General features: G+C 34.0%; 18 protein-coding genes. 16 read left to right on the forward strand and 2 right to left on the reverse strand.

The features are described from left to right. Positions 1 to 4: 4 nt before the first annotated feature. On the reverse strand, positions 5 to 3136 hold the full coding sequence (locus tag ACHRV0_RS07395; RefSeq protein WP_395440386.1) for a SusC/RagA family TonB-linked outer membrane protein: 3132 nt from the start codon (positions 3134 to 3136) through the stop codon (positions 5 to 7). A 1173-nt stretch (positions 3137 to 4309) separates the two neighbouring features. Between ACHRV0_RS07395 and ACHRV0_RS07400 the strand changes: the two genes are divergently transcribed. The 15 genes from ACHRV0_RS07400 to moaA all read left to right on the forward strand — a co-directional run bounded on the left by ACHRV0_RS07400 (position 4310) and on the right by moaA (position 19013). Beyond that, positions 4310 to 5785 (forward strand): nitrate/nitrite transporter, encoded by a 1476-nt coding sequence (locus ACHRV0_RS07400; RefSeq protein WP_395440387.1) that lies wholly within the window; start codon positions 4310 to 4312, stop codon positions 5783 to 5785. Between the two features lie 26 nt (positions 5786 to 5811). Then, complete coding sequence (locus ACHRV0_RS07405) at positions 5812 to 7404, forward strand: magnesium transporter MgtE N-terminal domain-containing protein (RefSeq protein WP_129024457.1); 1593 nt, start codon at positions 5812 to 5814, stop codon at positions 7402 to 7404. Between the two features lie 28 nt (positions 7405 to 7432). Continuing rightward, the gene (locus tag ACHRV0_RS07410; RefSeq protein ID WP_089059582.1) at positions 7433 to 8485 is read left to right on the forward strand and encodes an MFS transporter; all 1053 of its coding nucleotides are present in this window, start codon (positions 7433 to 7435) and stop codon (positions 8483 to 8485) included. 98 nt (positions 8486 to 8583) lie between these two features. Next, positions 8584 to 10800 carry a molybdopterin oxidoreductase family protein gene (locus ACHRV0_RS07415; protein WP_395440388.1) on the forward strand — a complete coding sequence of 739 codons (2217 nt, stop codon included), beginning with the start codon at positions 8584 to 8586 and terminating at the stop codon, positions 10798 to 10800. 17 nt (positions 10801 to 10817) lie between these two features. Beyond that, on the forward strand, positions 10818 to 11387 hold the full coding sequence (locus ACHRV0_RS07420; RefSeq protein ID WP_099719285.1) for a 4Fe-4S dicluster domain-containing protein: 570 nt from the start codon (positions 10818 to 10820) through the stop codon (positions 11385 to 11387). A gap of 9 nt (positions 11388 to 11396) precedes the next feature. After that, positions 11397 to 11909 (forward strand): Rieske (2Fe-2S) protein, encoded by a 513-nt coding sequence (locus tag ACHRV0_RS07425; RefSeq protein WP_089052736.1) that lies wholly within the window; start codon positions 11397 to 11399, stop codon positions 11907 to 11909. 24 nt (positions 11910 to 11933) lie between these two features. Continuing rightward, complete coding sequence (locus ACHRV0_RS07430; protein WP_089059585.1) at positions 11934 to 12182, forward strand: DUF6755 family protein; 249 nt, start codon at positions 11934 to 11936, stop codon at positions 12180 to 12182. Between the two features lie 166 nt (positions 12183 to 12348). After that, positions 12349 to 13521: a gephyrin-like molybdotransferase Glp gene (gene glp, locus ACHRV0_RS07435; RefSeq protein ID WP_395440389.1), complete on the forward strand. Its 1173-nt coding sequence runs from the start codon at positions 12349 to 12351 to the stop codon at positions 13519 to 13521. Positions 13522 to 13781: 260 nt separating this feature from the next. Then, positions 13782 to 14354, forward strand: a complete 573-nt coding sequence (locus ACHRV0_RS07440; RefSeq protein WP_395440390.1) for a molybdenum cofactor guanylyltransferase — start codon at positions 13782 to 13784, stop codon at positions 14352 to 14354. Positions 14355 to 14359: 5 nt separating this feature from the next. Then, complete coding sequence (gene cobA / locus ACHRV0_RS07445) at positions 14360 to 15148, forward strand: uroporphyrinogen-III C-methyltransferase (RefSeq protein WP_089052740.1); 789 nt, start codon at positions 14360 to 14362, stop codon at positions 15146 to 15148. A 2-nt stretch (positions 15149 to 15150) separates the two neighbouring features. Continuing rightward, positions 15151 to 15387, forward strand: a complete 237-nt coding sequence (locus tag ACHRV0_RS07450; protein WP_089052741.1) for a MoaD/ThiS family protein — start codon at positions 15151 to 15153, stop codon at positions 15385 to 15387. Positions 15388 to 15391: 4 nt separating this feature from the next. Next, on the forward strand, positions 15392 to 16462 hold the full coding sequence (moeB, locus tag ACHRV0_RS07455) for a molybdopterin-synthase adenylyltransferase MoeB (protein WP_395440391.1): 1071 nt from the start codon (positions 15392 to 15394) through the stop codon (positions 16460 to 16462). Between the two features lie 211 nt (positions 16463 to 16673). Next, positions 16674 to 17105 (forward strand): molybdenum cofactor biosynthesis protein MoaE, encoded by a 432-nt coding sequence (locus tag ACHRV0_RS07460; RefSeq protein ID WP_089052743.1) that lies wholly within the window; start codon positions 16674 to 16676, stop codon positions 17103 to 17105. Then, a complete protein-coding gene (moaCB, locus tag ACHRV0_RS07465; RefSeq protein WP_395440392.1) occupies positions 17105 to 18019 on the forward strand; it encodes a bifunctional molybdenum cofactor biosynthesis protein MoaC/MoaB in 915 nt (304 codons plus the stop codon). Before ACHRV0_RS07460 ends, moaCB begins: the two co-directional genes overlap by 1 nt. Continuing rightward, the gene (gene moaA / locus ACHRV0_RS07470; RefSeq protein ID WP_395440393.1) at positions 18006 to 19013 is read left to right on the forward strand and encodes a GTP 3',8-cyclase MoaA; all 1008 of its coding nucleotides are present in this window, start codon (positions 18006 to 18008) and stop codon (positions 19011 to 19013) included. Before moaCB ends, moaA begins: the two co-directional genes overlap by 14 nt. A gap of 244 nt (positions 19014 to 19257) precedes the next feature. On the opposite strand, the gene ACHRV0_RS07475 is transcribed toward moaA, so the two are convergent. Then, positions 19258 to 19479 (reverse strand): hypothetical protein, encoded by a 222-nt coding sequence (locus ACHRV0_RS07475; protein WP_233207029.1) that lies wholly within the window; start codon positions 19477 to 19479, stop codon positions 19258 to 19260. A gap of 4 nt (positions 19480 to 19483) precedes the next feature. Here ACHRV0_RS07475 and ACHRV0_RS07480 point away from each other — a divergent pair, with 4 nt between their 5' ends. Then, a complete protein-coding gene (locus tag ACHRV0_RS07480; protein ID WP_395440394.1) occupies positions 19484 to 20017 on the forward strand; it encodes a hypothetical protein in 534 nt (177 codons plus the stop codon). The last annotated feature ends 326 nt before the right edge of the window (positions 20018 to 20343 follow it).

A 20343-nucleotide genomic window follows, 5' to 3' on the forward strand; every position in this document is an offset into this window, starting at 1 on the left:
TTACTTAGAAAGTTACGTTCAAGCCCGAGATGAATGTTTTTGAGTTTGGATAAGATCCAAAGTCAATTCCCGGATATAAGTTATTTTGTTCGTATGAACTTACCTCTGGATCATAGCCAGTGTATTTTGTCCATGTAATTAGATTTTCGGCAGAGACATAAAACTTTACGCTTTTGGTGCCCAATTTTTTAGAAACACTTTTTGGTAAAGTGTAGCCAAGAGTGATTAATTTTAATCGTAAGAAAGAAGCATCTTCAACGTAACGTTCAGAAACTATTCCTAAAGGAGAACTTGACGCTCTAGGTATTTCGTTGCTTGGGTTTGTTGGTGTCCAGCGATCGACTAAAGTTGTAGCCGCGTTTGTACCAAGAGTTGAAATTTCTAATTGTTGATTTAAAGCATTAAACACTTTTCCGCCATACGATCCTTGAAAAGAGAAATTCAAATCGAAGTCGTTGTATGAAATTGTATTACTGAAACTTCCAACAAATTTTGGCTGTGATGTTCCAAGATCTCCTTTGTCAAGAGCTGTAATAACGCCGTCGCCATTAGTATCAACATATCTTCTGTCTCCCACTTTTGTATTGGCTAAACTGTTTATTTTTGGCTGTGTATTTACCTCTTCCTGCGTTTGAAAAATACCGTTTGTCTTGTATCCCCAGAAAGTTCCCAGAGGCTTTCCAACTTTTACAATTACAGGCTGCTGCTGCAATAAAGAACCATTTGGCACAACTGGAAAAAATTGATCAACACCATTTCCTATGGCAGTTACTTTATTTTTATTGGCAGAAAATACAATGTTTGAATTCCAAGAAAAGTTCTCCGTTTTTATATTTTCAGTAGTTAAACCAATCTCGATCCCTTTATTTTCAACCCCGCCAATGTTTTGTAATACTGTTGCATATCCTGATGTTAACGGAATTGGAACGTTGATTAACAAATCGTTTGTCTTTTTATAATAAACATCAAAGACAAAGTTGATTTTTCGATCAAGTAAGGATAAGTCTAAACCAACATTGTATTGATTTGTTTTTTCCCATTTCAAATCTGGATTTGCCAAGCGGGTAGGAGCTAAACCAGTTTGTAATGTACCTCCAAAAGCATAATTTACAGAACCCATTGAAGCTAACGAAAGGTAGTTTCCAATTTCTTGATTTCCTGTTGTTCCTGCTGTAATTCTTAATTTAGCTTCGGTTACGCCTTTAATGTTATTGGCAAATTCTTCATCAGTAATATTCCAAGAGAATCCTGCAGAAGGAAAGTAACCCCAAAGTGATTCTGATCCAAATCTAGACGAACCATCTGCACGAGCTGATAATGTAAAATTGTATTTTCCTCTATACGAATAATTTACTCTCGTTAACCATGATTTCAAAACACTTTCAAAAGCATCACTATATGGTTTTACGGCTACACCATCCTGAAGTGCATTATAAGTATTAGCATCATTTACAAAAGTATTTGCACCTGCATTAACTACTTCGCCTTTAGTGTATTGAAGTGTGTATCCGCCTAAAACCGAAAACTTATGGTTTTCACCAAAATTGGTGTTATAGTTTAATGTGTTTTCATTTAATACCGAACTTACTGTTCTGTCACCAACAGATGCTAAACCTTTTGTTCCCGCTCCGGTTGTTGTATTGGCTGGAGCATAATAATTTTGTTTTGTCCCAATTACATCGCCGCTTACCGCAACTTTTGCTACCAATTTTTTGGTTATTTTGTATTCACCAAATAAGCTGGTTAAAATTCTGTTGATTTTAGTTTCATTAGTTGTATTTTCTAAATCATTAATTGGATTTGGAACAAAACCATTTACAGAAGTTGCATAAGGATTATTGGTTACATTGTAACTTCCATCAGCATTTTTAATAGGAACAACAGGAGCAGTCAGCAGAACGCTTACAATAGGATTTGGATTTCTTCCTGCTCCCGCGCCGCCATTTGTACCAACGCCATTTGAAACCGAATTACTGTAATTTGCGTTTACTCCAAATTTAAAATTCTGAGAATAGTTTCTTTCATAGTTTATACGAAGCGATATACGTTTAAAATCAGATCCCAAAACAATACCTTCTTGATCAAAATATCCTGCAGATACTGCATATCTTGATTTTTCATCACCTCCAGAAAATGACAATTGATGGTTTTGTACTGGAGCCGCAGTTCTAAAAGCCGCTGATTGCCAATCGTAACTTCCAGAGTTTTTAAAAGCTTCGATTTGTGCAGGAGAAAATGAAGGTGCTTGTCCAATACTTGCTTGAACATCATTTCGTAAACTTGCCCATTCGCTGGCGTTCATTACGTTAAGTTTTTTCGAAACATTTTGAAATCCAAAATAACCTTGATACGAGATATTGTCTTGTCCTTTTGTTCCTTTTTTAGTCGTAATAATAACAACACCATTTGCACCTCTTGAACCATAAATAGCTGTAGCCGAAGCATCTTTTAGCACCTCAATAGATTCTATATCAGCAGGGTTTATCGTAGACAGTACATTTAAGCTGGCACCTGCAAATGATACTCCCGCTGAACTGTTGCTGTTGTCATTGTAAATTAAAATTCCATCTACAACATAAAGAGGTTCGTTACCCGCCGTAATCGAGTTTCCTCCTCTAATTCGTACACTTGATGATGCGCCAGGTCTTCCTGAGCTTTGCGTTACCACAACTCCTGCAACAGCACCTCTTAATAAATTATCTGCAGATGAGGTTACTTGAGATAGATTTGCTTTTGGTACAGAGGCTACAGAACCCGTAATATCTTTTCTTTTTTGAGTTCCGTACCCAACAACTACCAGTTCGTCCAGTTCTTGTCGTTCCTCTTTTAAATGAATAATTACAGGGTTTTTGTCTACAATTATTTCTAATTTTTTGTACCCTATGTAGGTTATAATTAAAGTGTAAGGTAGTTTTTGACCAGTTTGAAAGTAGAATTTACCTTCAGCATCTGTTACAACTCCGTGAGTTGTACCTTTAATGTTTATTGATGCCCCAATGATGGGTTGATTTGTAATGTCGTCAACTACAGTTCCGTCGAGTTTAGATTGTATTAATGGTTTCGTATTTTGTGCCTGAAATTGCAGGGATGTTAACAAAAAAGTAACCCATAAAATGAGATTTATATTTTTTTTCATTTCTTTGTAATGGTTTTTAGTAATTAACAAGGCGCCCTGAAAGTTGATTTTTCAACTCTCTAATGTGTCCTTGATCTAGTGATAAATATTCTTTAAGCCTCGCCATTTCTGTTGCCGCAGAAATGGCTTTTTTTATTTACAGCAGCAGGTTTGCATCATTTTCATTTTAGTTTTTTTTAGTTGTTAATTATTTTCTTTTTTTAATTGCGGTATGTTCAAAGATCTTTCCGAAGCAGTTTAATGCCGCAAATAGAGGTTTGAACTATAAAATGTAATGTGGTGGTGAAATTTAAAAGTCTCGTTTTTTATTAGATTTTAAAAACAATCTGTTGTAAACGAATGATTTGCGTTGAGAATTAGCAACAGAAGCACATATAACAAAATGTGTTATAGGTATATTTTTTAGGAAGAATGTAATACGATATGCTTTCGGTTGTTTTCAAAATATAATTTTTTTGGTTTCAAATATTATTTTAAACTCTACTAATCCTATAGGCAAAGTTAATTTTAATATAATAAAAACCAAAAAAAAGATTAAGTTTTTTTATAAAAGTAAAAAATAGGGTAGTGTTTTGTGTTTTAAGTACTTGTTTTTGAAGTGTTTGTGTTTGTTTTGGTATGAGGTAAATTTATCTAAAATCAATTTTGAGGAATAAAGAAATGTAGTATTTTATACTTAATTTATGAGATGGATATTTTTTTTAAAACTAGAGAAACAACATATTTTGACAAAATACTCTGCCATTTTTGATTTTTATTTGTAAAATCGGCAGGCTTTTTAGTTTTAACTAACTAATAATAAAGTGATTTTGAATGCAGCGCTTTTATAAAAAAATGCGAGAGTATAATTTACAGGAAGATGATTTAACAAATTAATTACTGTTAACTCATATGTAGTTTGATATTTTTTACTAATTTTAGAATGTTGAAAGATAGATGAATAGGAATTAAGAGCATTTGTTTCTACTGTAATTAAGGTGGAATTTCAGTTCTAATGAAGATGTTGCTGTTGCTCTTTGTAAAATGTGATTTATCTATATTCGATTTATGTCATATTAAAGACAAGATTATCTTTAATATGACATATGTCATTTTTTGCAGAGGTTAACTGTTTTAATTTTGTTGTCATATTAAGTACTGATAATAGTTCACTAATATTTTAATAATTATTATATGAGTAATCTGTCTCAATCCCACCGAATTTTATTTTTAAATACACTTGCCTTTACCATTTGCTTTGCCTGTTGGACATTAAATGGCGTTTTGGTAACTTATCTAGTTGATAAAGGAATATTTAATTTTACAGTTGTTGAGACTGGGTGGTTATTAGGAATTCCTATACTTTCAGGTTCTGTTTTTCGTTTACCTATAGGTATTTTGACAGATAAATACGGAGGAAAAATTATATTTTCGGCATTACTTTTATTGTGCTCAATCCCCTTATTTTTATTGCCATTTGCAACTTCATTTTGGAGTTTTGCAGTATTGAGTTTTCTTTTCGGATTAGTAGGAACAAGCTTTGCGGTTGGGATAGGTTATACTTCAATCTGGTATCCAAAAGAATGGCAGGGACGTGCTTTGGGAATTTTCGGAATGGGAAATGCAGGAGCAGCAATTACCACTTTTGTTGCGCCTACTTTATTAAATAATTTATCTGAAAATGATCCAGTAAATGGTTGGAAGGCACTTCCGGTTATTTATGCAGTGACACTTGTAATCATTGGAATTCTTTTTATTGTTTTCGCAAAAAACAAAACAAATAAAGTAGTTTCTAAAACGATGGGGCAATTAATGTCGCCTCTTAAAAACGTTCGAGTTTGGCGTTTTGGAGCATATTACTTTTTAGTATTCGGCTTTTTCGTGGCGTATTCACAATGGCTGCTTCCCAATTTTATGAACGTTTATCACACTACACTCGTAATGGGAGGGATGTTTGCTACTATGTTTAGTCTGCCATCTGGAGTTATTAGAGCTTTTGGAGGTTATTTATCAGATAAGTTTGGAGCTAGAAAAGTAATGTATTGGGTATTAGGATCTTCAATAGTAATCAGTTTTTTATTGATGTTTCCAAAAATGGAGATTTTTACTGCAGGGCCTGGAGTTATGGCGATGAATAACGGTACCGTTACAGAAATTACTGCCGATAAAGTAGTAGTAGATGGAAAAGTACATAACATACATACCAAACAAGTTCAAAATGATGATGAAGCTGCCATTTTTCCAGTAAAAAATTCTTGGCAGGAAATCCTTGTCAAACAAAATCAAGAAGTAAAAAAGAAAGAATTATTAGCGCAAGGAGTTACACAAATTAAGTTTAGTGCTAATCTTTGGGTATATGTGGTCTTAGTAATTCTTATTGGTATTTCTTGGGGAATTGGAAAGGCTGCCGTTTATAAACATATTCCAGAATATTTTCCAAATGAAGTTGGAGTAGTGGGAGGAATGGTTGGTTTAATTGGCGGACTTGGCGGTTTTGCCGGCCCAATAATCTTTGGTTATCTTCTTAATTATACGGGACTTTGGACTAGTTCATGGATTTTCATTTTTATAGTTTCTGTGCTTTGTCTGCTTTGGATGCATCGAACAATTATTAATGCAACTCGATCTAAGCTTCCAGATTTCACCAGAGATATTGAAAGCAATCATTAAAATTTAAATAACTTAATAATAGATATATGAAAACTTGGTTAGATAAATGGGATCCAGAAGATGAAGTATTTTGGAATTCTACCGGAAGTAAAATCGCTTGGAGAACGTTAACAATAACAACGATCACTTTAGTATTATCGTTCGCATCATGGTTTATGATGAGTGTTATTGCCGTAAAATTGCCAGGATTGGGATTTCGATTTACTAAGGATCAACTTTTTTGGCTGACTGCAATTCCTGGGCTTGCAGCAGGATTTTTGAGAATTATACATACTTTTATATTACCCATTTTTGGAACAAGACATATAGTGTCATTTGCTACACTTATTAAATTAATTCCTGTAATCGGAATTGGTTTTGCAGTGATGGATGTAAATACACCATTTTGGGTATTTGCACTTTTAGCTTTTACTACAGGTTTTGGTGGCGGAGATTTCTCCTCTTACATGCCAAGTACAAGTTTGTTTTTTCCTAAAAGACTTAAAGGAACAGCTCTTGGAATTCAGGCAGGAATTGGGAATTTTGGTGTTTCGGTAGCGCAATTTGTTACGCCGCTTATTATAAGTGTTAGTATTTTTGGTGCCGCACAGGTATTTACAAGTATTGATCATAAAGAAGCAATTGTTGTTTTTCAGAATGCTAGTATTGAAAAACAAAAAGAGGTTTTTTCTGCTTTAGATCCTGACGTACAAGCTAGAATATTGACTAACGTAAAGAAAACAGTTACTGATTCAGTAAGTGCATCAATCCAATCAGATGATAAAGTGGCTCTTTTTACGGCGTTGCCTTTAAAAGCAAAAGCTAAGGCTATTGCAAATGCAAATCCAAAGATGGCTGAGAAAATATTAAATGATATCAGTCCTAAAAATACAGCAGTCAAAAACACCGAAATTTATTTGCAATCGGCTGCATTTTGGTATGCTCCGTTCCTAATATTATTATCTATTATAAGTTGGTTTTACTTAAAAAGTATTCCAATGAAAGCATCAATTAAAGAGCAATTAGATATTTTTTCTAATAAACATACTTGGTATTGTACCATTACTTACATCATGACTTTTGGAACATTTGCAGGTTTATCTGCTGCTTTTCCTTTAATGATTAAGTTCTTGTACGGTGATTTTCCAAACGCACCAGATCCATTAGTTTATGCTTTTTACGGGCCGCTTATAGGTTCTGCAAGCCGAATTGCTTTTGGTTTCGTAGCCGATAAAGTAGGAGGAGCTATACTTACTACAATTACTGGTTTAGGAATTTTGGCAGGATCAATTATTTTAGTTACAGAAGGATTAGTAGCACCAACAAGTATGGAGCAGTTTCCTCTTTTTGTAACCGTAATTTTAGCAATGTTCTTTTTTACAGGAATTGGAAATGCAGGTACCTTTAGACAATACCCTATTATTTTTGCCGAAAACCAACGTCAGGCAGCGGGAGTAATTGGTTGGACGGCAGCAATCGCAGCATTTGGGCCATTTATTTTTTCAAAATTAATAGGAAATAATCTTTCAGCTAATGGTACTGTAGATCAATTCTTTATTGGTGTTGCTATTTTCACTATATTAGCTACAGGTATCAATTGGTGGTTCTACAATCGTAAAGGATGCGAGAAACCAAGTTAATAAGTAATCATTAAAATTTAAATTAAGGATGAAAGATAAAACATTTAATACCAAAGCCCTGCTTGTTGCTTCGCTGGTTTCTATACTCACTATCGTACTTGTGTTTTATGGTTCCAGACAATTGCAGAATTTCGATGCAGCATTAATTACTTATTTATTCGGAACCGTATTTGCTTTCTTCGGAATCGTTTATCGATATACCGTTTGGCTGCAGCGTCCGCCGACATGGATGTATTTTAAAAGAAGTATAAAATTTCTTTTTACAGGAAAAATATTTTCGCATTTGTGGTTTTTAGGAAAAGAATCAGTACAAAATATTGTTGTTCAAAAGTTTATTTATCCAAGAAGTAAATGGCGCTGGTTTGCCCATTTCTGTATCGCATTAGGCTGCTTGTCTGCTTTTGCGATTACAATTCCTTTGACATTTGGATGGATTCATTTTTCATTGGCACCTAATTCTATTTCTATTTACGAAGCGCATTTCTTCGGATTTAAAATGATGGATTTCGAAATAGGATCTTTTCTTGCCTTTTTAATTTTTCATGCCCTAAACTGGTCATCATGGCTTGTAATAATAGGGTCTGTATATTATTTAAGACGAAGATTAACAAATCCGGGATTAATTGCTACTCAAACCTTTGAGGGAGATTTATTGCCGCTGATATTATTAATTGCAATATCAGTTACTGGTTTATGCTTAACCTATTCGTATCAATTCATGAAAGGATTTGCATATGATTTCTTAGCCGTGATTCATGCCGTAACCGTAATCATGTTTTTAATATGGATTCCGTTTGGAAAATTCTTTCACATCATTCAGCGTCCCGCACAAATTGGAGCTCATATTTATAAACAAGAAGGAATCAAACAAGGAATGGCAGTTTGCCCGCACACAGGCGAAGAATTTGCAACAAAACTTCATATCAATGATTTAAAAATTGTAACCAAACAATTGGGCTTTGATTTTACACATGAAGATGGAACTTCTCACTTGGATTTAAGTCCAGAAGGAAAAAGATCACGATTAGCACAAGCACATTTAAAAGCCAGAATAGAAAGCGGAGGAAGCTTATTTGGATAAAGAATATAGTTTCAAGTTTCAAGTTTCAGGTTTCAAGTTCCGCAAAGAACGTTAAACCTGAAACTTGAAACCTGAAACAAAACAAACAAAAAAAGACAATGGCAAAATTACCTGTATCAGCTGAAAAAATTATTGAAGAGTTCGGTCCGCATTTAAATTATGCGCCTAAAGATGGTTATGAAGGTAGAGACGAACCAGATAAATTGGTGAAAACACATTGCTGCTTTTGCGGTATGCAATGCGGTATTCAATTATCTGTAAAAGATAATCAAGTAGTGGGCTTCGAACCTTGGATGGAATTTCCTTTCAACGAAGGGCGTTTATGTCCAAAAGGAGTACAACGATATTTACAAAATAATCACCCAGATCGTTTATTACATCCTTTGAAGAGAGTAGAAGGAAAAGGTTTTGAAAAGGCGACTTGGGATGAAGCAATGGATAAAACCGTATCTGAAATTAAAAGAATTCAGGAAAAGTATGGTAAAGATGCTTTTTCAATGTTATCCGGCGTATCATTATCAAATGAAAAAAGTTATTTAGTAGGTAAGTTTGCTCGTGTAGCCTTAAAAACAAAAAATCTAGACTACAACGGAAGACTTTGTATGGTAAGCGCAGGAGCTGGAAATAAAAAAGCCTTTGGTTTAGATCGAGGCTCAAATAACTATTCTGACCTTGAATATGCAGAAGTAATTATTGTTGCTGGTGCAAATATCAGTGAAACATTTCCAACTTTAACCCACTGGATTTGGAAAGCTCGTGATCGCGGAGCTAAGTTAATTGTAATCGACCCAAGAATGATTCCGTTAGCAAGGACTGCAGAGATTCATTTAGATGTAAAGCCCGGAACAGATTCTGCTTTATATGGAGCGATGCTAAAATATCTGGTAGATCATGATATGTTAGATCACGATTTTATCGACAATCATACTTCAGGATTTCAAGAAACAATTGATGCAGTAAAAGATTATACTTTAGAATGGGCCGAAGAAGTTACAGGAATTGACAAAGAAAAGATAAAAGCTGCTGCTGAGTTGTGGGGGAAAGCAAAAACGAGCTTTTTGCTTCACGCACGTGGGATAGAGCAGCACTCTAAAGGTGTTGATAATGTAGTAGGCTGTATCAATTTAGTTTTGGCAACAGGAAGATTAGGCAGACCTTATTGCGGATATGCAACAATTACGGGACAAGGAAATGGACAAGGAGGAAGAGAGCATGGTCATAAATGTGATCAATTACCTGGAAATAGAGACATTGAAAACCCAGAACATCGTAAATACATATCTGAAGTTTGGGGAATCGATGAAAAAGATATGCCAGGAAAAGGTTTATCGGCTTATGAAATTATTGATGCTATACACAGAGGAGAAATAAAAGGTTTACTTTCTATTTGCTTTAATCCGCTAGTATCATTACCCAATAATAATTACGTACGAGAAGCACTTGAAAAATTAGAGTTTTACGCTTGTATTGATTTCTTTTTAAATGAAACCGCTCGTCATGCAGATATTGTTCTAGCTGGATCATTGCAAGAAGAAGAAGAAGGAACCACAACATCGGCAGAAGGAAGAGTTATCCGAATTCGTCAAGCTGTGATGCCTCCTGGAGAGGCTAGAACAGATACTTCAATATTTTTAGAATTAGCAAAAAGATTGGGAGTAGAAGATAAGTTTACTTATGAAAATAGTGAAGCTATATTTAATGAATTGCGTGTTGCCTCTAATGGAGGAACTGCAAATTATTTCGGAATATCATATAAAAAAATAGAAGATAATATGGGTGTTTTCTGGCCTTGCCCAACAGATGATCATCCCGGAACACCTAGATTGTGGGAAGACAAAGTGTTTGCAACTCCAGATAAAAGAGCTCATTTTAATCCTGCTCCATATAAACTTCCAGGAGAAGTTACTGATGAAGAATTTCCAATAACACTAACTACAGGTCGTGTGGTTTCTCAATATTTGAGTGGAACACAAACCCGCCGAATAGGTAAGCTGGTAGATCAGTTTCCTGAACCCCTGTTAGAAATTCATCCTGAGCTGGCTCTGAAATATGGTATTAAGCAACGTGAATTGGTAAAAGTTTTAACCCGAAGAGGAGAAGGCGTTTTTCCTGCAAACATAGTTGAAACCATCCGAAAAGATACTGTATTTATACCATACCACTGGCCGGGAATTAAATCGGCTAATCAATTAACAATTGGGACTTTAGATCCTATTTCTAAAATGCCAGAATTTAAAGTTTGTGCCTGTTCATTAAATCCGCTTGGCGAAATTGCACCATCCTCTGCTGGATCTGATGCTTTTGCAAGTGTTTAATCTATAAAAGAAGACTTATGAATTTAACCAATTTTAATAGAAACGAAGAGTTTTTTGTAGATCTGCAACGCTGTATTGGATGTAAAGCCTGTGAAATGGCTTGTGCAGAATGCGAAACAAACGGACAGGAATCTCTGATAAGTGTTAATTATGTAGAACGTTCCTCGACAATCCAAACTACTGTGCAAGTTTGTATGCATTGCGAAGATCCAGTTTGTGCTAACGTATGTCCAGCTGATGCGATTTCACAAGATGAATTTGGCGTAGTTCATACAGCAAGTACAGAAAGATGTATAGGTTGCTCAAACTGCGTAATGGCTTGTCCGTTTGGAGTACCTAAAAAAATGGAAGAATACGATTTAATGATGAAATGTACAATGTGCTATGACCGTACAAGCGTTGGAAAAAAACCAATGTGTGCAACAGTCTGCCCAAGTGGAGCATTATTTTACGGAACAAGAGAACAAATCGAAGAAATGAGACCAAATAGTACACCAATCAATAATTTTATTTTTGGACAAGAAAGAGTTACTACAAAAGTCAATATTATGATGCCAAAAGGCGCTAATGAATTAAGAATATATTAAATCCAGATCATGTCAAAAGAAGATAATTTAAATCAAAACTGGAAAAAGGATTTCCCCATAAAAAAACAGGAATCAACTCAAGTCAGCCGACGCGATTTTGCAAAATTCCTGACTTTTGTTTCCGGCGGATTAATGGTAGGAAGCGGATTTGTAACCGCAAAAGCATTTTTACTGCCAAAAGAAGAAGTGCAGGGCGAACATTTTATTTGTAATAAAGAAGATGTTCCTGTGGGCGGAACAAGAGGATTTGTATTAGAAGGAAGTACAATTCCGTACATTTTAATACACTTAGAAAGCGGCGAATTTAAAGCTTACGAGCAAAAATGTACACATTTATCCTGTTCAGTATTTTATAAGCCAGGAACAGGAATTATACATTGCCCTTGCCACGAAGGATCATTTGATGCTAAAACTGGAGATGTAATTGCTGGACCGCCGCCAAGAGCTTTACCGCAGCTAGAAGTTGTGTTTAAAGAGAATGCCGTTTTTGTAAAAGCCTATATCGAAAAAAAAGAAAGCTAATTTGTATAATTTAATTTTATAAGTATGAGTACTTTTAGACGCAGCCAGAATCGCGCAAACCCTAATAAGCTGAATAATATACTTTCGACACTTATTTTTATTTTAATATTAAATGTCAGCATTCAAATTTGGCTTTTGTATGCCTCATTAAATAACGCATTAGACAATAATAAAGAAATATTGATTCCTGCATTCATAGCATCAGCAATTCTATTTTTAATTGGTTTTGCATGGTTATATTATCTGCCAAAAGGTAATTTTAGAAATAAATAAAGCAAGATTTTCTGCCATAAAAAAATGCTGTTAGATTTTTTCTGAGAGTATTCAAAAGAATTACCCTAAATTTATATTCAAAAAAAATAGGTACTAATGATTTTAACTAAGTAAAAATACTTATATTTGTAATAAGTATTTTTTTGCTTATAAAGGATAGCATTTTATGATAAAAGTTGAAGAAGCATTAACAATAATTGAAGCAAACAGTGCCAAGATGCCTAAACAGCAAATAGCCGTAAGTAAAGCATTAGGTTACGTTTTGGCAGAGGAAGTTATTTCTCCAATTCATATGCCGCCGTTTCGTCAATCGGCTATGGATGGATATGCTTTTATTCACAGCATCAAGCATCAATATGATATAGTAAGTACATCACAAGCAGGTGATCATTTAAATTTAAAATTGAATACAAATGAAGCCGTTAGAATATTTACAGGCGCATTTGTGCCTGATGATGCAGATACTGTTGTAATGCAAGAGCATGTAATTGCAAATAAAAATTCGATACTTATAGCGGCAATGCCCGCAAAAAATGCAAATATTCGCGAAAAAGGAGAGCAAATTGCTAAAGACGATATAGTTTTTGAAGCAGGAACTTTAATGACTCCAGCCGCAATTGGTTTTTTAGCCAGTTTAGGAATCACAGAAATTAAAGTGTATAAGAAACCTAAAGTTGCTGTTTTAGTAACAGGAAACGAATTAGTAAAACCCGGCGAAAAACTGAAAAAAGGAAAAATTTACGAAAGTAATTCTGTAATGCTTCAAGCTGCTCTTGAAACTATTGGTATTAAAAAAACGAAAGTTTACAGCGTAAAAGATAATTTAAAAGCAACGAAAAAAGCATTAAAAAGTATTTTAAAAAAGTATGATATAGTTTTAATTTCTGGCGGAATTTCAGTTGGAGATTATGATTTTGTAAAAGAAGCATTGTTGCAGAATGATGTAAAAGAACTGTTCTATAAAATCAATCAAAAGCCTGGAAAACCAATGTTTTTTGGTTCTAAAGATGAAACTTTAGTTTTTGCTTTACCTGGAAATCCCGCTTCATCGCTGACTAATTTTTACATTTATGTTGCTCCGGCAATAAAAAGTAGAATAGGATTTTTGGAGATTCATAAAACAAAAGTAATTCGGAAATTAAACTCAGATCTTAAAAATAATACAGGGAAAACATTGTTTTTAAAGGCAAAATACAACGAAACACATGTTGAAGTTTTAAACAGCCAAAGTTCTGCAATGCTTAATACCTTTGCTGTTGCAAACAGTTTACTAATCGTTCCCGAAGGTATTGAAGAATATAAAAAAGGACAATTAGTTACGTTATTACCGATAGATTAATTCTAAGAATAAGAAAATAGAAAGAGGATAGAAAAAGATTTTTGAGTAATAATGATAATGGTCGCTGTATAAATAAAAACACACAGCTGAAGTTTGAAATCATAGAAAATGTTAATGTAAAGAATGTCAAAAATATAACCATTGGTTTCAACCATTGAGACTTTGTAAATTTTCAGCTTTGCGAACTTAATTTTAAAGACAATAAAGAATAAAAATTCTTAGCGCTCTTTGCGGTAAAATAACCTGAAACAAAATTAATCATGGAAACACCAACAGTATTTATTCTTTGCGGCGGAAAAAGCTCCAGAATGCAGTCTGAAAAAGGATTAGTGCTGTTTCAGGAAAAACCATTTATTGAACATATAATTCGGGCGATTTTACCCATCACAGATCAGATAAAAATGATTACGGCTTCAAAAGAATATGATTATCTGCCGTACCAAAAAATACCTGATATTATTGCAGAAAAAGGTCCATTAGGTGGAATTTATACTGCATTATCACATTCTGAAACTGAATTTAATTTGATTTTAAGCTGCGATATTCCGTTAATTTCAACTGAATTATTACAAGAATTAATTTCAAAGCATACAGAAGAAGCCGGAATCACGGTTTTTGCTTCAGAGAGCCGAATACACCCATTAATTGGAATTTACTCAAAAAAAGTTATTTCAATAATTAAAGATGCAGTCGATTCTAATGAGTTAAAAATGATGGATTTGCTTGCGAAAGTGCCGCATCAAATTGTAAATATAGAAGAAAGTGAAAACTTTCATTTAACCAATATTAATTCCGCAGACGAATTAAATGATCTGAATATCAATTTAAGTTAAAGATTATGCAAAGCTTAAAAACACCAAAATTAACGATTGTAGGCGCAGGTCCTGGCGACGTTGAATTGATTACGATGAAAGCTATTAAAGCTTTAAAAAGTGCCGATGTTGTTTTGTATGATGCTTTGGTTAACGAGGAATTATTGGAATATGCATCGAATGCCGAAATAGTTTTTGTTGGAAAACGATTGGGTTGTCACGCTTACACACAAGATCAGATTAATGATTTGATTGTTTCAATGGCAAAAAAACACGGACATGTTGTTCGTTTAAAAGGCGGCGATCCTTTTATTTTTGGACGCGGTAGTGAGGAAATTGAATTTGCTGAGCGATTTGAAATCGAAACCGCAATTGTACCTGGAATTTCATCAGCTTTAGGTGTTCCTGCTTCAGTAGGAATTAGTTTGACACAACGAAAAGTTGCCGAAAGTTTTTGGGTAATTACAGGAACAACTTCAGATCACAAACTGTCAAAAGATGTTCAGTTAGCTTCAAAATCAGCTGCAACGGTAGTTATTTTAATGGGAATGCATAAACTGGACGAAATTATTTCTATTTATCAAGAAAATAGAAATGACAATCTGCCAATTGCCATCATTCAAAACGGAACTAAAAATTCAGAGCAAAAAGTAATTGGAACTATTGATACAATTACTAAATTGGTATCTGAAAAAAACATATCATCGCCTGCAATTATTGTGATTGGCGAAGTAGTACGAAATACTTCAAGCTGGATTTCGTATTTTCAGGAACATTTTGATGATGAATTTATTTTTCAGAATTTAAATTTATAATAATGATTGAAGTTAAATATTTTGGAGCTGTAGCCGAAAAGACAAAATGTGAATTCGAAAAGTTATCTTTTTCCGAAGTTTCACTGCAAAAACTATTGCAGGACTTAAACGAAAAATATGAGTTCGAAGCACTGACTTTCAGCGTTGCCGTAAACCAAAAAATAGTTTCAAAAACAACAGATTTTACATTACAGACAAGTGATGTTGTGGCTTTATTGCCGCCATTTGCAGGAGGATAAAACAATGAATACATCAAACCGATATAACAGACAAATAATTCTTCCAGAAATTGGAGACGTAGGTCAGGACAAATTGCTGAAATCAAAAGTTTTGGTTGTTGGTGCCGGTGGTTTGGGCGCAGCAATTTTGCCGTATTTGGCTTCTGCAGGAGTTGGTGAAATTGGGATTGTAGATGATGATACAATTGAAATTTCAAATCTGCATCGACAAGTTATTTATAAAACTTCAGCAGTTGGAAAATCAAAAGCAGAAGAAGCTAAATTGATGATTTCTGAATTGAATTCTGAAGTAAAAGTTAATACAGTTTCTGAAAAGTTATCAGGAAAAAATGCTATTTCATTATTTGAAAAATATGATATTATTGTTGACGCAACAGATAATATTGCAATAAAATATTTAATAAATGATGCTTGTCTTGTCGTTAATAAACCAATGGTTTATGGATCTATTTTTAGATTTCAGGGACAAGTTTCGGTTTTTAATTATCAAAACGGACCAACGTACAGATGTTTGTATCCCGATGAAAATAACAATGCTTTGAATTGTGAAGATGCCGGAGTAATTGGAATTTCAGTTGGAATTATCGGTATGCTTCAAGCAAATGAAGTTTTAAAAATGATTCTCGGAATTGGAGAAGTTTTGAACGGAAAAATATTGGTTTACAATATTTTGAACAACGAACAACAAAAATATGGTTTTGACAGAAATGATATTCAGTCAATAAGCAGAGAATTATTCGAAGAAAAATATAATAAATTTGAGGTTGCAGAAATAAGTTTTGGTTCCGTTTTAGAGGAAGTAAACAATGATTCCATTTTGTTTTTAGATGTTAGAAATAGTGATGAATTGCCAAAAATCAGTTTAAAAAATCAAGTTCAGATTCCATTACTGCATTTAGAAAATGAAATCGAAAAACTGGACAAAAATCAAATGATCTATGTTTTCTGTCAATCCGGAATCAGAAGTAAAATGGCAGTTGAGTTACTCCAAAAACATCAATTTAAGAATACGAAAAGTATCGCGGGAGGTGCTTTAGCAATGAAGAATTTATTGAAAGAAGAAATAAAAATATAGCCACAGATTCAAAGATTTACGTATAGTTTGTCATTTCGACGGAGGAGAAATCTTCGTAGGTGACTCGACAAAGATTGGGGTCTAGTTATGGAGTCACTTGTGAAGATTTCTCCTCCGTTGAAATGACAATATTGCGGTTAACTTTCTTTATTATAGAATTTAATTAGTGAAAATTAGTGTAATTCACGGCTATAAAAAAAACATATAAAAAATGAGTAAAAATGTATTTGTAGAAGGACCAATTTCTCCTGAATTTATTGCCGAGTCAATCGCCAAACACCAATCGAAACATACAATTGGCGCACACAATATTTTTTTAGGACAAGTTCGTGCCGATGTAATTCACGATAATACGGTTGTTGCAATTGATTATTCGGCTTACACTGATATGGCAAATGAGGCATTGCACACAATTCGCGAGAAAGCTTTTGCTAAGTTCGACTTAACCTGCATGCACATTTATCACAGTTTAGGGGTTGTAAAAGCAGGTGAAATCTGTTTGTTTGTGTTTGTTTCGGCAACACGACGCAAACAAGTTTACGAAGCCACAGAAGCCATAGTAAACTGGATAAAAACTGACGTGCCAATTTTTGGTAAAGAAATGTTTGAAAACGATACATTCACTTGGAAACAAAATAGTTAATGGTAGATATTACGCATAAAATAAGCACATTACGAAAAGCAACAGCAACAGCAATTGTAAAAGTCAGTAAACAAGAAACAATTGATGCTGTGGTAAATAATCTTGTGCCAAAAGGAAATGTTCTCGAAATGGCAAAAACAGCTGGATTATTTGCGGTAAAAAACACGCATTTATCCATTCCCGATTGTCATCCGATTCCAATTGAATTTACTTCCGTAGATTATAAAATTGAAGGATTAGAAATTCAGATTATCTTCAATGTAAAAACCGTTTATAAAACCGGAGTTGAGGTTGAAGCCATGCACGGAGCATCAATTGTAGCATTGACGATGTACGATATGCTGAAACCAATTGATAAAGAAATCGAGATTTCAACTATCAAATTAATTAATAAAGAAGGCGGAAAATCCTCTTTCAAAAATAAATTTCCAAACGTTATAAAAGCGGCTGTTTTTGTTTGTTCTGATTCCATTTTTGCAGGCGATAAAGAAGATCGATCTGGAAAAATAATTGTAGAAAAATTAGATTCATACGGAGTTGAAACTTCGCATTATGAAATTATTCCTGACGAATTAGATATTATTCAGGAAAGAACAAAAGCTTTCGCAAAAGAAAATCAGCTGGTAATTTTTACGGGCGGAACGGGATTATCACCGAGAGATGTAACACCAGAAGCTTTGTCGCCAATATTAGAAAGCAGAATTCCTGGAATTGAGGAAGCCATTCGCGATTACGGACAACAAAGAATGCCTTATGCAATGTTGTCTAGAACCGTTGCAGGAACTTTGGGCAAAAGCTTAGTTTTAGCTTTACCGGGCTCTACAAATGGAGCGAGAGAATCGATGGATGCGGTGTTTCCGCATGTAATGCACGCTTTTCATATTTTAAAAGGAAAAAACCATGACAGCCTCTAACACTATTTTGACGGATGGTTTTGGTCGCAGACACAATTATCTGCGCATTTCGCTGTTGGAAAAATGCAATTTGCGTTGTACATATTGTATGCCAGCCGATGGAATTGCGCTTTCTCCAAAAGCGAGTTTAATGACTGCTGAAGAGATTTTTAGTATCGCCGAAACTTTCGTAAAAAATGGGGTTGATAAAATTAGATTAACCGGAGGAGAACCACTTCTTCGAAAAGATTTTCCAGAAATTGTTTCAAAATTGGCATCTTTAGATATTTCGCTTTCTATTACGACAAACGGAATTTTAATTGACCGTCATATTGCCGTTTTAAAGCAATTTAAAATCAAAAAGATCAATTTGAGTTTAGATACTTTGATTTCGTCTAAATTTCATGCTGTAACGCTCAGAAATCAGTTTGAGAAAGTTATTGATAATCTCCATTTACTTTTAAATAATGATTTTCAGGTAAAAGTAAATGTGGTTTTAATGAAAGGTTTTAATGATAATGAAATTGTTGATTTTGTGAAACTAACACAGTTTCTGCCCATTTCTGTGCGCTTTATTGAGTTTATGCCTTTTGCAGGAAACGAGTGGGACAGAAGCAAAATGGTTTCCCAAAATGAGATATTATCTCTGGTTGGAAATACTTTTTCTTCAGATCAAATTCAAAAATTAGAAGACGAGAAAAACTTTACTTCCAGAAATTATAAAATAAAAGATTTTCAAGGCGATTTTGGAATCATAAGCTCGATTACAAATCCGTTTTGTGACAGCTGCAACCGAATTCGTTTAACTGCTGACGGAAAAATAAAAAACTGTCTTTTTTCAAATTCTGAAACTGATTTATTGACTCCTTTTAGAAATGGAGAATCAATTATGAATTTAATTGAAACAGCTATTCAAAGTAAAAAGAAAGTCAGAGCAGGAATGGCGACTATTGACGAAATGAACGATCCTGCTAAACATTTTGATAATCGCAGTATGATTGCAATTGGAGGATAGTTTAATTGTTAATTGTTAATTGTGATTGTCAGGCTGAGCGAAGTCGAAGCCTTTTTTACACAATCTTGTCATTTCGATCCCGAAGCTTCGGGAGAGAAATCACACTCGTAAATCGACAAAGATTGGCGATCTTCTTTATGGAGCTACTTGCGAAGATTTTTCCTTCGTCGAAATGACAAACTAAGTGTAAGAGCTCAGAAATAAAAAAAGGTTCAACTTTTTAAAGTTAAACCTTTCTCAATAATTATTTCTTCTTTTTAGCTTTTGCCTTTTTTTGAGACTTTGCTTTCTTTTTTGCGATTTTTTTAGCTTTAGCTTTTTCTTTAGCTTTTTTAGCTTTTTCTTTTTTCTTGGCTTTCGCTTTTAGTTTTGCTTTTTTAGCTTTCTCTTTCTTTTTATCTTTCTTAGCTTTTTCTTTTTTCTTAGCTGCTTTCTTTTTCTCTTTTTCCTTTTCTTTATCTTTCACTTTTTTGGCTTTTTTAGCAGCTTTATCTTTTTCAGTTTTAACTGCTTGGTTAGTATTCTCTTTTTTAGGTTCAGTAATTGGTGTTGCAGCAACTGTCGTTTTTTCTTCTGACTTTGCTGCAGGAGTTAATACTTTTTTTGCTGGAGCTTTTCGTACAGCTGGTTTTGGCGTAGTCGTTGCTGCAGATTTTACAACTGCTTTAGCAGGCGCTTTTGCTGTAGGTGTTGCGGCAGCTTTTGTAACAGAAGCAGCAGGAGCCTTGGTAGTTGTAGGCTTTGATGCAGCTGGTTTTGCCACAGTTGCTTTTGTCGCAGTTGGTTTTGCTGCTGTTGTTTTTACAGGTGCAGCTTTGCGAACTGGAGCTTTCTTAACAGGAGTATTTTCTGGTTTTGCGTTTTCTGCAACTGGTTTAACAGCTTCAGGTTTTACAGAATCGATTTTTTCCGGGGTACTTTCTTCGGGTTTGTTTTCCATATTAAATGCGCTTTTAGGTAAAGTTATTGTTAGCAATGTAACTAAATTGTTAATTCACAGTTAAGTAAAGATAATTATAAAACAAGTTACTCAATGTTAAGTTTTCTTATAAAAAATAATATTAAGTAGTTGAAAGTGAATTGTTTGTTTTTTTTATCGGGATTTTTAACCAGAATCTCTTAACAATTCTACATGAAAAAATGAGGTGTAATTATGAATTGCGAATGGTCATTGTGAATTGGGAAACTTGAAATATTTCTAATAAATTCAAGTGAAAACAAATGCTCCAGCTCCAACGAAAGCGTTATCCTTTTATATTGATTCCATTAGTAATTAGAATTTAAAAAAGATATTATTGATCGCTGGACAAAAACACTAAAGAACTAACGA

This window comes from Flavobacterium sp. FlaQc-30, assembly GCF_044005885.1.
Taxonomy (GTDB): Bacteria; Bacteroidota; Bacteroidia; order Flavobacteriales; family Flavobacteriaceae; genus Flavobacterium.

What these genes read in the sequence shown, in the direction of transcription:
- ACHRV0_RS07395 (WP_395440386.1), bottom strand. Translation starts at nt 3,136, where the DNA reads ATGAAAAAAAATATAAATCTCATTTTATGGGTTACTTTTTTGTTAACA.
- ACHRV0_RS07400 (WP_395440387.1), top strand. Translation starts at nt 4,310, where the DNA reads ATGAGTAATCTGTCTCAATCCCACCGAATTTTATTTTTAAATACACTT.
- ACHRV0_RS07405 (WP_129024457.1), top strand. Translation starts at nt 5,812, where the DNA reads ATGAAAACTTGGTTAGATAAATGGGATCCAGAAGATGAAGTATTTTGG.
- ACHRV0_RS07410 (WP_089059582.1), top strand. Translation starts at nt 7,433, where the DNA reads ATGAAAGATAAAACATTTAATACCAAAGCCCTGCTTGTTGCTTCGCTG.
- ACHRV0_RS07415 (WP_395440388.1), top strand. Translation starts at nt 8,584, where the DNA reads ATGGCAAAATTACCTGTATCAGCTGAAAAAATTATTGAAGAGTTCGGT.
- ACHRV0_RS07420 (WP_099719285.1), top strand. Translation starts at nt 10,818, where the DNA reads ATGAATTTAACCAATTTTAATAGAAACGAAGAGTTTTTTGTAGATCTG.
- ACHRV0_RS07425 (WP_089052736.1), top strand. Translation starts at nt 11,397, where the DNA reads ATGTCAAAAGAAGATAATTTAAATCAAAACTGGAAAAAGGATTTCCCC.
- ACHRV0_RS07430 (WP_089059585.1), top strand. Translation starts at nt 11,934, where the DNA reads ATGAGTACTTTTAGACGCAGCCAGAATCGCGCAAACCCTAATAAGCTG.
- glp (WP_395440389.1), top strand. Translation starts at nt 12,349, where the DNA reads ATGATAAAAGTTGAAGAAGCATTAACAATAATTGAAGCAAACAGTGCC.
- ACHRV0_RS07440 (WP_395440390.1), top strand. Translation starts at nt 13,782, where the DNA reads ATGGAAACACCAACAGTATTTATTCTTTGCGGCGGAAAAAGCTCCAGA.
- cobA (WP_089052740.1), top strand. Translation starts at nt 14,360, where the DNA reads ATGCAAAGCTTAAAAACACCAAAATTAACGATTGTAGGCGCAGGTCCT.
- ACHRV0_RS07450 (WP_089052741.1), top strand. Translation starts at nt 15,151, where the DNA reads ATGATTGAAGTTAAATATTTTGGAGCTGTAGCCGAAAAGACAAAATGT.
- moeB (WP_395440391.1), top strand. Translation starts at nt 15,392, where the DNA reads ATGAATACATCAAACCGATATAACAGACAAATAATTCTTCCAGAAATT.
- ACHRV0_RS07460 (WP_089052743.1), top strand. Translation starts at nt 16,674, where the DNA reads ATGAGTAAAAATGTATTTGTAGAAGGACCAATTTCTCCTGAATTTATT.
- moaCB (WP_395440392.1), top strand. Translation starts at nt 17,105, where the DNA reads ATGGTAGATATTACGCATAAAATAAGCACATTACGAAAAGCAACAGCA.
- moaA (WP_395440393.1), top strand. Translation starts at nt 18,006, where the DNA reads ATGACAGCCTCTAACACTATTTTGACGGATGGTTTTGGTCGCAGACAC.